The organism is Burkholderia sp. AU33545 (genome assembly GCF_020419685.1).
Lineage (GTDB): Bacteria > Pseudomonadota > Gammaproteobacteria > Burkholderiales > Burkholderiaceae > Burkholderia > Burkholderia diffusa.
Map to the genome: position 1 here is coordinate 91,434 of NZ_JAIZRQ010000005.1, position 15,616 is coordinate 107,049.

A 15,616-nucleotide genomic window follows, 5' to 3' on the forward strand; every position below is an offset into this window, starting at 1 on the left:
TAATGCGCCCCCATGTCGAATGTACCTAAAAGTCCCGCGCCGACGCGGGCCAAAGCGCCGTCGGCCCGGCACCCGGAGGGTGCGGCCGATGCGCGTCAGCAGCAGGGCCAGCCGGCGCGCCAGCAGCAACAGCGGGCGGGTCAGCCGCCGCGTGGCGACGAGCGGCGCCGCGAACCGGGCCAGCCGGCCGCGCAGGGCGCACCACAGGCCGCCGGCGAGCGCGCGCCGCGCCGCGAACGTCCGCCGCGCGCAGCCGTCGCGCCCAATCCCGTTCCGCCGATCACCTACCCCGAAAGCCTGCCCGTGTCGGGCAAGCGCGACGAAATCGCGCGCGCGATCGCCGGTCATCAGGTCGTCATCGTTTGCGGTGAAACGGGTTCGGGCAAGACCACCCAGCTGCCGAAGATCTGTCTCGATCTCGGCCGCGGCCTCGGCGCCGGCGGCACCGGCCTGATCGGCCATACGCAGCCGCGGCGCCTGGCCGCGTCGTCGACCGGCCGGCGGATCGCAGAGGAGCTCGGCACGCCGTTCGGCGAGGTGGTCGGCTACAAGGTGCGCTTCACCGACAATCTCGCGCCGGGCGCGTCCGTCAAGCTGATGACGGACGGCATCCTGCTCGCCGAGACGCAGACCGATCCGCTGCTGAAGGCGTACGACACGCTGATCATCGACGAGGCGCACGAGCGCAGCCTGAACATCGACTTCCTGCTCGGCTACCTGAAGGAAATCCTGCCGAGGCGGCCGGACCTGAAGCTGATCGTCACGTCCGCGACGATCGACGCCGACCGCTTCGCGCGTCATTTCGGCACCGACGAGCGTCCGGCGCCCGTGATCGAGGTGAGCGGGCGGCTGTATCCGGTCGAGATGCGCTACCGGCCGGTGGCCGAGGATCGCCCGGCCGTGAAGAACGCCGAAGGCACGGGCGGCCGCGATCGCGTGAAGACCGCGCGCGAGGCCGAACGCGACCTGATGGACGCGATCGTCGACGCGGTCGACGAACTGTGCCGCGAAGGCCCCGGCGACGTGCTGGTGTTCCTGCCCGGCGAGCGCGAGATCCGCGAGGCGGCCGAGGCGCTGCGCAAGCATCATCCGCCGCATACCGAGATCCTGCCGCTGTTCGCGCGGCTGTCGGCGGCCGACCAGGACAAGGTGTTCAAGGCGTCGAACGCACGCCGCATCGTGCTCGCGACCAACGTGGCCGAAACGTCGCTGACGGTGCCGGGCATCCGCTACGTCGTCGACACCGGTCTCGCGCGGGTGAAGCGCTATTCGTACCGGAACAAGGTCGAGCAGCTGCAGGTGGAGTCGATCTCGCAGGCCGCCGCGAACCAGCGCGCGGGCCGCTGCGGCCGGGTGGCCGACGGCGTCTGCATCCGCTTGTACGAGGAAAGCGACTACCAGGCGCGCGCGCGTTTCACCGATCCGGAAATCCTGCGCTCGTCGCTCGCGTCGGTGATCCTGCGGATGAAGTCGCTGCACCTGACGGCGATCGAATCGTTCCCGTTCCTCGAGCCGCCGCCCGGCCGCGCGATCGCAGACGGCTACCAGCTGCTCAACGAACTCGGCGCGGTCGACGACGACAACGCGCTGACGCCGCTCGGCCGCGAACTCGCGCGGCTGCCGCTCGATCCGCGCGTCGGCCGGATGATTCTCGCCGCGCGCGACCAGCAGTCGCTGCGCGAGGTGCTGATCATCGCGAGCGCGCTGTCCGTGCAGGACCCGCGCGACCGTCCGATCGAGGCGCAGGAGCAGGCCGACCAGGCGCACCGCCGGTTCGCCGACGAGCGCTCCGAATTCCTGCAGTGGCTGAAGATCTGGGCGTGGTTCGAAGAAGCCGTCGCGCACAAGAAGTCGAACCGCCAGCTGGTCGACGCGTGCCGGCAGAACTTCCTGTCGCACCTGCGGCTGCGCGAATGGCGCGACGTCCATTCGCAGCTGCTGACGGTCGTGCGTGAGCACGGGTGGCGGCTCAACGAGGTCGAAGCGACCTATGAACAGGTCCATCTGGCCCTGTTGACGGGCCTGCTCGGCAACCTCGGCATGAAGGCCGACGACGATCCGCACTACCTCGGTGCGCGCGGGATCAAGTTCTACCTGTGGCCGGGTTCGGCGCTCGCGAAGAAGGCCGGCCGCTGGGTGATGGCGGCCGAACTCGTCGAGACGAGCCGGCTGTATGCGCGCTGTCTCGCGAAGATCGAGCCGGAGTGGGTCGAGAAGATCGGCGCGCACCTCTTGAAGAAATCGCTGTCGGAGCCGCACTGGGAAAAGCGTCCCGCGCAGGTCAGCGCGTTCGAGCGCGCGACGCTGTACGGGCTGCCGATCTACCACCGCCGCCGCGTCGCGTTCGGCAAGCAGGATCCGGCGCGGGCGCGAGAGCTGTTCATCCGCGGCGCGCTGGTCGAGGGCGAGTTCGACACGAAGCTGCCGTTCTTCGCACACAACCGCAAGCTGCTCGCCGACATCGAGCAGCTCGAGCACAAGTCGCGCCGCCAGGACGTGCTGGTCGACGACGAGCTGATCTACGCGTACTACGACCAGGCGATTCCGGAGGGAATCCACACGGGGGCCGCGTTCGAGCGCTGGTATCGCGACGAGGCGAAGAAGGGCGGTCAGGCAGAGGAGAAGCAGCGCCTGCTGTACCTGTCGCGCGACGACCTGATGCGCCACGAGGCGGCCGGCGTGACGACCGAGCTGTTCCCGAAGCGCGCGACGATGGCCGGTGTCGAGATGGCGCTCACGTACCATTTCGAGCCAGGCACGCCGCGCGACGGCGTGACGCTCGCGGTGCCGCTGTACGCACTGAACCAGGTCGACGCGCGCCGCTGCGAATGGCTTGTGCCGGGGATGCTGAAGGAAAAGGTGCAGTTGCTCCTGAAGTCGCTGCCGCAGAAGCTGCGCCGGCACTGCGTGCCGCTGCCCGAATACGCGGCCGGCTTCGTCGAGCGGACGGGCCGCGAGCGCTTCGGCGCGGGCGCCCTCGTCGAGGCGCTGATCGCCGACGTGCGCGGCGAGACCCAGGTCGCGATGAAGACGGCCGACTTCAAGCTCGAGACGTTGCCCGCGCACCTGTTCATGAACTTCAAGGTGATCGACGAGCACGGCCGCCAGCTCGCGATGGGGCGCAATCTCGCGCAACTGCGCCAGGAGCTCGGCGCGCAGGCGCAGCAGCAGTTCCAGAAGATCGCGGCGGCATCGACGATCGCGCCTGGCGGCGAAGCGGGCGAGGGCGATGCGGGTGACGCGCCCGCGCTCGCCGCGGTGCCGGGTTCGGCGGCGAAGGGCGGCAAGCCGGGCAAGGGCGCGGCGCCGCACACGGCCGCCCCGGCGGAAGCCGGCGCGACCGCGCTGTACGAGAACCTGACGACGTGGAACTTCGGCAAGCTCCCCGAGCTGCTGGAGATCCGCCGCCGTGGCCAGACACTGTACGGCTATCCCGCGCTCGTCGATCGCGGCACGCATTGCGACGTCGAGGTGTTCGACTCGCCGGAGGAGGCCGCGCGGATCCACCGGGCCGGTTTGCGGCGACTGTTCGCGCTGCAGCTGAAGGAGCCGATCAAGTTCCTCGAGAAGAACCTGCCGGGGCTGCGCGAGATGGCGATGCAGTACATGTCGCTCGGCACGCAGGACGAGCTGCGCGACCAGCTGATCGACACGGCGCTCGACCGCGCGTGCCTTCAGGATCCGCTGCCCGACGACGACGCGAGCTTCCACGCGCGCCGCGACGAGGGCCGGAGCCGCCTGAACCTGCTCGCGCAGGAGATCGCGCGGCTCGTCGGGCAGATCCTCGCCGAGTATGCGGGGCTCGCGAAGAAGCTCGCGCAGGCGAAGCCGTTCGCGCAGGCCCACGCCGATCTGCAGCAGCAGCTCGCTGCGCTGGTCGGCAAGCGCTTCGTGATCGACACGCCTTACGTGCAGCTTGCACACTTCCCGCGCTACCTGAAGGGCATCGCGCTGCGGATCGACAAGCTGAAGGCCGACCCGGCGCGCGACGCGAAGCAGTCCGGCGAGCTGCTGCCGCTCGTCCAGCAGTATCAGCGCGCGGTGTCGCAGCGCGGCGGCGTCGCCGATCCGCGCCTCGCGGAATTCCGCTGGCTGCTGGAGGAGCTGCGAATTTCGCTGTTCGCGCAGGAACTGCGCACGCCGATGCCTGTCTCTGTCAAGCGTCTGCACAAGGTGTGGGAGTCGATGCAGCGCTAGCGCAACGGCGATCGGCCGGGCCCGCACCGGTTGCAGGTCCCGGCCGCTCCAAGGCGCCGGCCGCATGGCAGCCGCGACCTGCGTCGAAGTGGCGCAATGCCGCCTCAGGTCAACCGGTGGGGCCGGCCGAGCGTTCTACAATGACTGCTGTTCCACGACGTGAGTCTTCATGCGCACTTTCCTTTCCTTCGGCCGCACGCTTGCGCTGGCCGCCGCCGTGCTGGCGCCCGCCGCACACGCGAATAACGTGATCATCCTCAATTCGGCCGAGGCGACGCTTTCCCTGATCGACCAGCAGACCCGCGAAGTCGTTTCCACGCTGCCGACCGGCAAGGAACCGCACCATCTGATGGCGACGCCGGACAATTCGTCGCTGATCGTCGCGAATTCGGTCTCGAACAGCCTGATGTTCCTCGATCCGAAGACGGGCAAGCTGCAGCGCACCGTCGAGGGGATCGACGATCCGTACCAGCTCGGTTTCTCGCCCGACCGCAAGTGGTTCGCGGCGGCGGGGTTGCGGCTCGACCGCGTCGACATCTACAGCTACGACGGCCACGACGTGCATCTCGCGAAGCGCGTGCCGCTCGCGGTGATGCCGAGCCACCTCGCATTCACGAAGGACAGCAAGACGCTGCTCGTGTCGCTGCAGGTGTCCGGCGAGATCGCGGCGATCGATCTGCCGACGCAGACGGTCAAGTGGAAGATGAAGGTCGGCAAGGTGCCGGCGGGCCTGTGGCTCACGCCGGACGACAAGTTCCTGCTGGTCGGAATGACCGGCGCGGATTACGTCGCGGTGGTCGACTGGCGCAACCAGAAGGTCGTCAAGCAGATCCATACGGGCAACGGCGCGCACAACTTCCGCTCGCTTGCCGACGGCACGCACGTCGCGGTCACGAACCGGGTCGCGAACACGATCAGCATCATCGACGAGAACACGCTCACCAACGTCGGCGACATCACCGGCCTGCTGCCGGGGCCGGACGACATGGAATTGTCCGCCGACAAGAAGACGCTGTGGGTGACGTTCCGTTTCGCGAAGAAGGTCGGTATCATCGATCTCGCATCGCGCAAGCTGGTGCAGACGATCGCCGTCGGCCGTTCGCCGCACGGGATCTACTTCTACGACCGCGCGCCGTGGAAGGCTGCGAACGGCGCGTGACGGGCGGAGGCGAGCGATGCTGCACCTGATCGATGCGTTCGTGTCGGACATCCAGACTTGGCTGTACGTCGATGTCGTGCAGCCGCTCCTCTTCAAGTTCAACCTGATGGGCTATGACGAGGACACCTACGACGCGCTGTACTGGGTGATCATCGGCGCGCTGCAGATGGTGCTGATGTTCGCGCTGCTGCGCCCGCTCGAGGCGCTGCTGCCGGTCGAGCGCTGGCAGAACCGCCGCGCGGTGCGGGTCGACGTGATCTATACGGCGATCTCGAAGCTCGGCATCTATACGCTGTTCTTCTTCTTCGCGCTGCAGCCGGTGTTCGACAGCTTCCAGGCATGGCTGCGCCTGCACGGCGTCGCGAACGTCAACCTCGACTATCTGTGGCCGGGCGTGACGTCGCGGCCGATCGTCGCGTTCGCGATCTACCTCGTCGTGCTCGACTTCGCCGGCTACTGGTATCACCGCTGGCAGCACAAGTTCGGCATCTGGTGGGAACTGCACGCGGTACATCACAGCCAGCGGCAGATGTCGCTGTGGTGCGACGACCGCAACCACCTGCTCGACAACGTGATCCAGTCGTGCTTCTTCGCGGCGATCGCGCTCGTGATCGGCGTGACGCCGTCGCAGTTCGTCGTGTTGACCGCCGTCACGAACTTCATGCAGAGCATCCAGCATACGAATGCGCGGCTGTCGTTCGGCTGGCTCGGCGAGCGCCTGCTCGTGAGCCCGACCTTCCACCGGCGCCACCACGCGGTCGGCTACGGCCACGAAGGCACCAAGTACGGGTGCAACTTCGGCGTGCTGTTCCCGTGGTGGGACATGATGTTCGGCACCGCGTCGTGGAACCGCACGGTCGAGCCGACCGGCATCCGCGAGCAGGTCGAAGGCGTGTCCTACGGCGACGGCTTCTGGGCGCAGCACGGCCTCGCGTTCGTGCGCATCTTCCGGCGCCTCGTTCCCGCGAAGCGTGGCGCGGCGTCGGCCTGACCTCGTCGCTTTCCCGTTGAACGGCTCTCCTGCACGGCCCGCATGCGCTTTGGCGCATGCGGGCCGTGTGGTTTATCCTTTCCCCGTTTTTCATCGTCGATACAGGTTCGCATGAACGACTTGCTGCGCTCCTTCGTCCGGGCCTTCGTCAGCGCGCTGCACCCGCGCATGCTGTGGCTCACCCTGATGCCGTTCGTCGTCTCGGCGCTGCTGTGGGGCGTCGTGCTGTGGTTCTCGTGGCAGACGCTGATCGATGCCGCGCGCGGCGCGCTCGACGGCTTCGTGCTCACGGCCGTGCTGTACCGCATGTTCGACGCGATCGGGATGTCGCAGCTGCATGCGGTCGTCGCGCCGTTCGTCGTCGTCTCGCTCGCGATTCCGCTGATCGTGCTGACCGTGCTGCTGCTGATCGCGACGATCTCGATGCCGGTCGTGATCAAGCACCTGTCGAACCGGCAGTTCGCGACGCTCGAGGCGAAGCGGGGCGGCACGTTCTTCGGCAGCGTGTTCAATTCGCTCGGCGCGGCCGTCGTCGGCGTCGTGCTGCTGGTCGTCACGATCCCGCTGTGGCTGATTCCGCCGTTCTTCGCGCTGCTGCCGCCGGTGATCTGGGGCTGGCTGACCTACCGCGTGATGACCTACGACGCGCTCGCGCAGCACGCGAGCCGCGACGAGCGCCGTGCGCTGGTGCGGCAGCATCGTTGGCCGCTGATCGGCATCGGCGTCGCGACGGGGCTGCTCGGTACCGTGCCCACCTTCGTGTGGGTGTCGTCGGTCTGGATGATGGTGCTGTTTCCGTTCGTGGCGGCGGCCATGATCTGGGTTTACGCTTTCATCCTCGTCTTCTCGGCGCTGTGGTTCGGGCACTATTGCCTGCGCGCGCTGGACGACCTGCGCGCGAGTTCGCGCGCCACTGCAATCGACATGGGGCAGGCATGAGCATCGGCATCATCATCATCGGCGACGAAATCCTTTCGGGCCGCCGGCAGGACAAGCACCTGACCAAGGTCATCGAGCTGCTCGGCGCGCGCGGCCTCGCGCTCGACTGGGCTGAATACGTCGGCGACGATCCGGCGCGGATCACCGCCACGCTCGCTCGCGCGATCGCGTCCGGCGACATCGTGTTCTCCACGGGCGGGATCGGCGCGACACCGGACGACCACACGCGCCAGTGCGCGGCCGCCGCGCTCGGCGTGCCGCTCGAGCTGCACCCGGAAGCAAAGGCGCTGATCTCGGAGCGTATCCGCGAGACGCACACCGATCCGGCCACGCCGGTCGATTTCGAATCGCCGGAAAACCAGCATCGCTTCAACATGGGCGTGTTCCCGGCGGGCGCGACGATCATCCCGAACGGCTACAACCGGATTCCCGGGTTCTCGGTCGGCGATCTCCATTTCGTGCCGGGCTTCCCGGTGATGGCGTGGCCGATGATCGAATGGGTGCTCGACACGAAGTACGGGCATCTCCATCACGCGACGCCGCACGCGGAGCGCTCGCTGTACGTGTTCGAGCTGCCGGAATCGACGCTCACGCCGCTGATGGAGAGGATCGAGCGCGATTTTCCGGGCGTGCGCGTGTTCAGCCTGCCAAGCGTGGGCGACGCCGAGCGCGGCGGGATCTACGCGCGCCGGCATATCGATCTCGGCGTGAAGGGCGAGCCGGAGGCGGTCGCGGCCGCGTTCGTGAAGCTGCGCGAAGGCGTGCACCTGCTCGGTGGCGACGTGGTCGAGCCGGACGTGCCGCGCGCCTGAGGGCCGCGCACCGGTTACCGATGCGGGCCGCGGAGAGGCCGCGCAAAAACCACGGGCCGCGCAACGCGGCCCGTCATCGGGATGTCATCGCCCGCCTCGACGATGTCGCAATCGGGCGTGCTTCGGCGGATGCGCCGTCAGGCGCCGATCCACGGCAGTTTCCGGAAGCACCAGCCGTCGACCGTCTTGCGGTGGCCTTCCGCATCCTTGCCGCCCTCGAAGCCTTCGAGCAGGTCGAAGGCCTTCGTGAAGCCGGCCTGCGTCGACGCGACCGCGGCGAGCTTCGAGCGCGCGGCGCTGCGGCACAGGAACAGGATGGGCGTATCGGCCGGGAGGGCCGCTTTCAGCTGATCGACGAATTCGGCGTTCGGCACGCCGCCCGGGTAGCGCGTCCATTCGAGGTGCAGGTACTGGCTGTCGCCGACGAGCGGGCGGCCGATCCAGTCGAGCTCGGCGCGGGTGCGCACGTCGACGAGGCGTGCCGACGGGTCGAGCTGCAGCAGTTCGAAAGCCTCGACCGGCAGCAGTGCGCCGGCATAGGGGAGCGCGCCCTGGGCGCGGCGTTCTTCGGCCTTCGCGTAAAGCTGGTCGAGCGTACTCATGGCAGGAGGTCTCCGTATCGGTCAAACGATCATTCTAGCGCGGTGCAGCCGCGCGGATGTCCGCTTGCCCGGCAGGGTATGCACCGCCCACGTGTTCACCAAAAAAGTGCAGAATGGCACGCATGCACCAGAATGATTCCATGGCATCGGCGTGCTTCGCCATTTGCACCATGGAGGTGCGGTCAGGCGATCGCCGATGCGGCGCCCGGCCCCGGAATCGCGCAGCCGGGCCCTGCCGTGGCGCGGGCTGGCGCGATTCATGTCGCTTCTGTGCATGGCTGGCACGGTTGCTGCTATATAGAATTCGGTCGACCCGGGGCGCGCTGCGCCAAAGCCAGACTCCGGGCAGCTCGATAAACGAGGCGGTTCCCAGTCCGCCGGAATTGTTCAATCAGGAGAAGAGGTTATGAGTAAAACCGTCGCCGACGTCATGCAGCTCGTGAAGGACGAGGACGTCAAGTTCGTCGATTTCCGCTTCACGGATACGCGCGGCAAGGAACAGCACGTGTCGGTGCCGGTTTCGGCGTTTGACGAAGACAAGTTCGAAAGCGGTCATGCATTCGACGGCTCGTCGATCGCCGGCTGGAAGGGCATCGAGGCGTCGGACATGCTGCTCATGCCGGACCCGAGCGCTGCGTTCATCGACCCGTTCTACGAAGAGTCGACCCTCGTGCTGACCTGCGACGTGGTCGAGCCGGCCGACGGCAAGGGCTACGAGCGCGATCCGCGTTCGCTCGCGAAGCGCGGCGAAGCGTACCTGAAGAGCACGGGCATCGGCGACACGGCCTACTTCGGTCCGGAACCGGAATTCTTCATTTTCGACTCGGTCCAGTGGAACACGGACATGTCGGGCTGCTTCGTGAAGATCAACTCGGAAGAAGCACCGTGGTCGGCAGGCAAGGAATTCGAAGGCGGCAACACGGGCCACCGTCCGGGCACGAAGGGCGGCTACTTCCCGGTCGCGCCGGTCGACACGTTCCAGGACATGCGTTCGGAAATGTGCCTGCTGCTCGAACAGCTCGGCATCCCGGTCGAAGTGCACCACCACGAAGTGGCGGGCCAGGGCCAGAACGAAATCGGCACGAAGTTCTCGACGCTGGTGCAGCGCGCGGACTGGACGCAATGGTCGAAGTACATCATCCATAACGTCGCGCACTCGTACGGCAAGACGGCGACGTTCATGCCGAAGCCGGTCGTCGGCGACAACGGTTCGGGCATGCACGTTCACCAGTCGATCTGGAAGGACGGTCAGAACCTGTTCGCAGGCAACGGCTATGCCGGCCTGTCGGAACTGGCGCTGTTCTACATCGGCGGCATCATCAAGCACGCCCGTGCACTGAACGCGATCACGAACCCGACGACGAACTCGTACAAGCGTCTGGTCCCGCACTTCGAAGCACCGGTCAAGCTCGCTTACTCGGCGCGTAACCGTTCGGCATCGATCCGCATTCCGCACGTGTCGAACCCGAAGGGCCGCCGTATCGAAACGCGCTTCCCGGATCCGATGGCGAACCCGTACCTGTGCTTCACGGCACTGATGATGGCCGGCCTCGACGGGATCCAGAACAAGATCCACCCGGGCGAAGCCGCGGACAAGAACCTGTACGACCTGCCGCCGGAAGAGGATGCAAAGATCCCGACCGTCTGCGCAGGCCTCGACCAGGCACTGGAAGCGCTCGACAAGGATCGCGAGTTCCTGACGCGCGGTGGCGTGTTCACCGACGGCATGATCGATGCATACCTCGCGCTGAAGGAGCAGGAGCTGGCGAAGTTCCGCATGACGACGCATCCGATCGAGTTCGAGATGTACTACTCGCTGTAATCGGCGATGGCGCTTCGATTCAGCGCCGTCATGCCGGTTCGTTCCCGTCGCGCGGCTTGCGGCGGGAACCGCGGAGTCTGAAAGGGGACGGCGTCCAGCCGTCCCTTTTTTGTTCCGAGCATTTCCATTTTTCGACCCGGTGAGGCGCGACGACACGCACGATGGCTCTGAAGAATCTGATCAAGGCGAAGACGGGGCAGCCCGAGCGACTGACGGAAGACGAGCGGCTCACGCGCTCGGGCCTGCTTGCGGGGCTGGAAGCGCTGCCGACGGTCGTGATCGTGCTCGACCGCAAGACGCTGCGGGTCGCGTACGCGAACCCATCCGCGGAGGCGATGCTCGACATCTCGCGCCGGCAGCTCGCGCAGCGGCCGTGGGGCGAGATTTTCCCGAACGCGAACGAGCTCGCGTCGACGATCACCGCGATCGGCGAGGAGCGCTTTCACGCGACGCATCTTGATACCGTGCTGGATCGGCCCGGCCGCGAACCGCTGCACGTGCATGCGATCGTCGGCTTCCTCGAGACCGCGCCCGATTTCGTGCTCGTCGAGCTGTTCGAGAACGAACGGCAGTCGCGCACCGATCGCGAGGAACGCATCCACGACCTGACCGCGGTCAACAAGCAACTGATCCGCAACCTCGCGCATGAAATCAAGAACCCGCTCGGCGGCATTCGCGGCGCAGCCCAGCTGCTCGAATTCGAACTGAGCGAGCGCGAGCGCGGCGAGTTGCGCGAATACACGCAGGTGATCATCAAGGAGTCCGACCGCCTGCAGACGCTCGTCGACCGGTTGCTGGAGCCGCATCGGCATCCGCACATCGTCGGCGACGTCAACATTCATGAAGTGTGCGAACGCGTGCGCGCGGTGATGCTCGCGGAATTTCCGCGCGGGCTCTCCATCGAGCGCGATTACGACGTGAGCGTGCCGGACCTGCGCGGCGACAAGGAGCAGTTGATCCAGGCGCTGCTGAACATCGTGCGCAACGCCGCGCAGGCGCTGCGCGAACGGATCGCGCAGGGCGACGCGAAGATCGAGCTGCGCACGCGCGTCGCGCGCAAGGTGACGATCGCGAAGCGCCTGTACAAGCTGGCACTGGACTTGCACGTGGTCGACAACGGGCCCGGCATTCCGGAGGAGATCCGCGACCGGATCTTCTACCCGCTCGTGTCCGGGCGCGACGACGGCAGCGGCCTCGGTCTCACGCTCGCGCAGACCTTCGTGCAGCAGCACGACGGGATGATCGAGGTCGAGAGCCGGCCCGGCCGTACCGAATTTCAGATCCTGCTGCCGCTCGATCACTGAGCGACGGCATGGCGATTCACCGGATTCACCCATACCTGACCGACCTATGAAGCCGATCTGGATAGTAGACGACGACCAATCGATCCGCTGGGTGCTCGAAAAGGCACTCGCCCGCGATAGCTTCGCGACGAAGAGCTTCGCGAACGTGCGCGACGCGCTGGCCGCGCTCGACCACGAGACGCCGCAGGTGCTCGTGTCCGACATCCGGATGCCGGGCGGCTCCGGCCTCGAGTTGTTGCAGGCGATGCACGAGCGCTTGCCGGGCCTGCCCGTCATCATCATGACGGCGTTCTCCGATCTCGACAGCGCCGTCGCGGCGTTCCAGGGCGGCGCGTTCGAATATCTCGCGAAGCCGTTCGACGTCGACAAGGCCGTCGAGCTGATTCGCCGCGCGGTCGAGGAGAGCCTGCGCGGCGGTGCGCCGCAGGACGAGCGCATCGCCGAGGCGCCCGAGATGCTCGGCCAGGCACCCGCGATGCAGGACATGTTTCGCGCGATCGGCCGCCTGTCGCATTCGGCCGCGACCGTGCTGATCACCGGCGAATCGGGCACCGGCAAGGAACTCGTCGCGCGGGCGCTGCACCGTCACAGCCCACGGGCGAACGGCCCGTTCATCGCGCTGAACACCGCGGCGATTCCGAAGGACCTGCTGGAGTCCGAACTGTTCGGCCACGAGCGCGGCGCGTTCACCGGCGCGCAGACGACGCGCCAGGGCCGCTTCGAGCAGGCCGAGAACGGCACGCTGTTCCTCGACGAAATCGGCGACATGCCGTTCGATCTGCAGACTCGCCTGTTGCGCGTGCTGTCGGACGGCCAGTTCTATCGGGTCGGCGGCCACAACCCGCTGCGCGCGAACGTGCGCGTGATCGCCGCGACGCATCAGAATCTGGAGGCGCGCGTGCGGCAGGGGCTGTTCCGCGAGGACCTCTACCACCGGCTCAACGTGATTCGGCTGCGGCTGCCGCCGCTGCGCGAACGCAGCGAGGACATCGCGCTCCTCACGCGCCACTTCCTGCAGAAGAGCGCGCGCGATCTCGGCGTCGAGCCGAAGCGCGTGTCGGACGAAGCGCTCGCGTATCTGACGTCGTTGCCGTTTCCCGGCAATGTGCGGCAGCTCGAGAACCTCGCGAACTGGCTGACCGTCATGGCGCCGGCGCAGACGGTCGAGATCAAGGACTTGCCGCCCGACCTCGTGCCGGCAGGCGCAACGGTGACCGCGATGGCCGATGGCGCGGATGCGCCCGGCGGTGTGAGCGGCGGCGTTGCGGGCGACGCGGCGCGCGCGCAGCTGGCGGCGGGTGGCGTGCCGTTGACGGCGGCGCCCGTCGCGGCCGCGCCGAACGGTGCGCCGGCCGGCTATCCGATGTGGGAAAGCGGGCTGCGCACCGAAGTCGCGCGGCTGCTGCGCGAGAATTCGTCCGACGTGATGGACGAGCTCGCGCGCCGCTTCGAGGCGGCCGTGATTCGCGAGGCGCTCGACTTCACGCGCGGCCGCAAGGTCGAGGCGGCGGAGCGGCTCGGCATCGGCCGCAACACCATCACGCGCAAGATCCAGGAACTGCATCTGGAGCCGTAAGCCTCTATCGCGGCATGCGCGGGTGTCGCGCATGCCGCGATCGGACATAATCGCGGTTTGCCGTCAGGTGCGTTCCGTCATGTCCGATTCCTTCCGCTGGCCCGCCGGGGCCGATCCCTTCCGTTTTCTCGAAGCGCTCGACAGCAAGCGCGCCCGCGCGTGGGTCGACGAGCAGAACGCGCGCACGCGTATCGCGCTGCGCGACGACGATGCGTATCGCGCGCTCACCGCGCGGCTCGCGCAAGCGTATCTGCCGCGCGAACGCCCGGTGATTCCGACCCGCTGGCGCGACTGGGCGTACGATCTGTGGCAGGACGATCTCCATCCGAAGGGACTGTGGCGCCGCGCGCGCTGGGACGACTGGCGCGCCGGCCGGCCCGAGTGGGAAACGCTCCTCGACGTCGACGCGCTCGGCGCGCAAGAAGGCGAGTCGTGGGTGTTCGAGCAGGACGCAATCCTGTATCCCGACGGTGACCGCGCGCTGCTGTCGCTGTCGCCGGGCGGTGCCGACGCCGTCGTCGTGCGCGAGTTCGATCTCGTGCAGCGTCGTTTCGTCGACGGCGGTTTCACGATCGACGAGCCGGGGCATCACACGGTCGGCTGGATCGACCGCGATACCGTCTACGTGAGCTGGGACCGCGGCGAAGCGCATGCGACCGCGGCCGGCTATCCGTACGAAGCGCGCCGCTGGGTACGCGGCACGCCGCTCGCCGATGCGCCGGTCGTGTTTCGCGGCGAACCCGACGACATCAGCGCCGGCGCGTGGTTCGACCCGATCGATGGCCGTCACGTCGCGTGGCGCAGCGTGGATTTCTTCGACGCACACGCGTACTGGCTGACCGACGCGGGCGAGTGGGCACGCTACGACGTGCCGACGCATGTCGAGGTCGGCTTCTGGGAAGGCTGGCTCGTGCTGGAGCCGCGGCTCGACTGGGACTGCGGCGGCGTGCATCACGCGGGCGGCTCGCTGCTCGCGATCCGCGAGCAGGCGTTCCTGGCAGGGTCGCGCGAGCTCACGACGCTGTTCGCGCCGCGGCCGTCGACGTCCGCCTGCACGTGGACGCACACGCGCACGATGCTGATCGCGAGCTGGCTCGACGACGTGCACAACCGCACGATGCTGTGGCAGCCGCGCCAGGGCGAGGACGGCGCATGGACGTGGGACGCGCGGCCGTTCGACTGGCCGGGCGATGCGCAGATCGACGTCGAGCCGGTCGAGTCGACGCTGAACGACGACGTGTACGTGGACGTCGATACCTATCTCGATCCGCCCGAATGCTGGCTCGCTGACCTGGCCGATCGCGCGGCCGATGCGCCGTCGCGCCGCGTGCTGCTCGATCGGCCGCCGGTGCGGTTCGATGCGGCCGGGCTCGTCGTGCGTCGCGCGAATGCCCGTTCGCGCGACGGCACGATGGTGCCGTACACGCTGATCGGGCCGCGTGACGCGCTCGATGCGCGCGATGCGACGGATTGCGCCGACGGCAGCGCCCGCGTCGCGCGCCCGTGCCTGCTGTCAGGCTATGGCGGCTTCGCGATTCCGAACCTGCCCGGCTACAGCGATGCACTCGGCATTGGGTGGCTCGAACGCGGCGGTGTCGCGGCGTTCGCGCACATCCGTGGTGGCGGCGAATTCGGGCCGGGCTGGCACGTCGATGCGCAGCGCGAACATCGGCAGCGCTCGTTCGACGACTTCATCGCGGTGGCCGAGGACCTGATCCGCACCGGCGTGACGACGGCCGCGCAACTCGGCATCGAGGGCGGCAGCAACGGCGGGCTGCTGGTGGGCGCCTGCATGGTGCAGCGTCCGGAACTGTTCGGCGCGGTGCTGTGCCGCGTGCCGCTGCTCGACATGCGGCGCTATCCGAAACTGCACGCGGGCGCCGCGTGGCTCGACGAGTATGGCGATCCGGACGATTCGCGCGAGGGCGCGGCGCTCGCCGCGTACTCGCCGTATCACCGCGTGCGCGAAGGTGTCGTGTATCCGCCGCTGCTGCTGACGACGTCGACGCGCGACGACCGCGTGCATCCGGCGCATGCGCGCAAGATGGCCGCGCGCATGCATGCGCTCGGCCACGAACGGGTGTGGTACTGGGAGAACACCGACGGCGGCCACGGCAGTGCCGACGATCTGGAGCGCGCCGAATCGGATGCGGCGGAGTTCGGTTTCCTATGGGCCCATCTCGGGCCCGCGCCCGCGCGCGGTTGAGCGCGCGC

Annotated in this window: 10 protein-coding genes; 9 read left to right on the plus strand and 1 reads right to left on the minus strand. The window is 67.8% G+C overall.

The window, feature by feature from the left end; translation table 11 throughout:
* Positions 1–12: 12 nt before the first annotated feature.
* The 5 genes from hrpA (at position 13) to LGM71_RS17910 (ending at position 8,098) form a co-directional block, all read left to right on the plus strand.
* Positions 13–4,197, plus strand: coding sequence for an ATP-dependent RNA helicase HrpA (gene hrpA / locus LGM71_RS17890; protein WP_226115667.1), 4,185 nt, complete (start codon positions 13–15; stop codon positions 4,195–4,197).
* Positions 4,198–4,366: 169 nt separating this feature from the next.
* Positions 4,367–5,356 (plus strand): beta-propeller fold lactonase family protein, encoded by a 990-nt coding sequence (locus LGM71_RS17895; RefSeq protein WP_059608430.1) that lies wholly within the window; start codon positions 4,367–4,369, stop codon positions 5,354–5,356.
* Between the two features lie 16 nt (positions 5,357–5,372).
* Positions 5,373–6,347 (plus strand): sterol desaturase family protein, encoded by a 975-nt coding sequence (locus LGM71_RS17900; RefSeq protein WP_124622287.1) that lies wholly within the window; start codon positions 5,373–5,375, stop codon positions 6,345–6,347.
* Between the two features lie 111 nt (positions 6,348–6,458).
* Positions 6,459–7,286 carry an EI24 domain-containing protein gene (locus LGM71_RS17905; RefSeq protein ID WP_059608428.1) on the plus strand — a complete coding sequence of 276 codons (828 nt, stop codon included), beginning with the start codon at positions 6,459–6,461 and terminating at the stop codon, positions 7,284–7,286.
* A complete protein-coding gene (locus LGM71_RS17910; RefSeq protein WP_226115668.1) occupies positions 7,283–8,098 on the plus strand; it encodes a competence/damage-inducible protein A in 816 nt (271 codons plus the stop codon). Before LGM71_RS17905 ends, LGM71_RS17910 begins: the two co-directional genes overlap by 4 nt.
* A gap of 137 nt (positions 8,099–8,235) precedes the next feature.
* Here LGM71_RS17910 and LGM71_RS17915 read toward each other — a convergent pair whose 3' ends face one another.
* On the minus strand, positions 8,236–8,700 hold the full coding sequence (locus LGM71_RS17915; RefSeq protein WP_151051748.1) for a rhodanese-like domain-containing protein: 465 nt from the start codon (positions 8,698–8,700) through the stop codon (positions 8,236–8,238).
* A 406-nt stretch (positions 8,701–9,106) separates the two neighbouring features.
* Between LGM71_RS17915 and glnA the strand changes: the two genes are divergently transcribed.
* The 4 genes from glnA (at position 9,107) to LGM71_RS17935 (ending at position 15,608) form a co-directional block, all read left to right on the plus strand.
* Positions 9,107–10,522 (plus strand): type I glutamate--ammonia ligase, encoded by a 1,416-nt coding sequence (gene glnA / locus LGM71_RS17920; protein ID WP_059678739.1) that lies wholly within the window; start codon positions 9,107–9,109, stop codon positions 10,520–10,522.
* Between the two features lie 161 nt (positions 10,523–10,683).
* Positions 10,684–11,826: a nitrogen regulation protein NR(II) gene (gene glnL, locus LGM71_RS17925; RefSeq protein ID WP_059608424.1), complete on the plus strand. Its 1,143-nt coding sequence runs from the start codon at positions 10,684–10,686 to the stop codon at positions 11,824–11,826.
* A 46-nt stretch (positions 11,827–11,872) separates the two neighbouring features.
* Positions 11,873–13,402 carry a nitrogen regulation protein NR(I) gene (ntrC, locus tag LGM71_RS17930; protein WP_226115670.1) on the plus strand — a complete coding sequence of 510 codons (1,530 nt, stop codon included), beginning with the start codon at positions 11,873–11,875 and terminating at the stop codon, positions 13,400–13,402.
* 79 nt (positions 13,403–13,481) lie between these two features.
* Positions 13,482–15,608: a prolyl oligopeptidase family serine peptidase gene (locus LGM71_RS17935; RefSeq protein ID WP_226115672.1), complete on the plus strand. Its 2,127-nt coding sequence runs from the start codon at positions 13,482–13,484 to the stop codon at positions 15,606–15,608.
* Positions 15,609–15,616 lie beyond the last annotated feature (8 nt).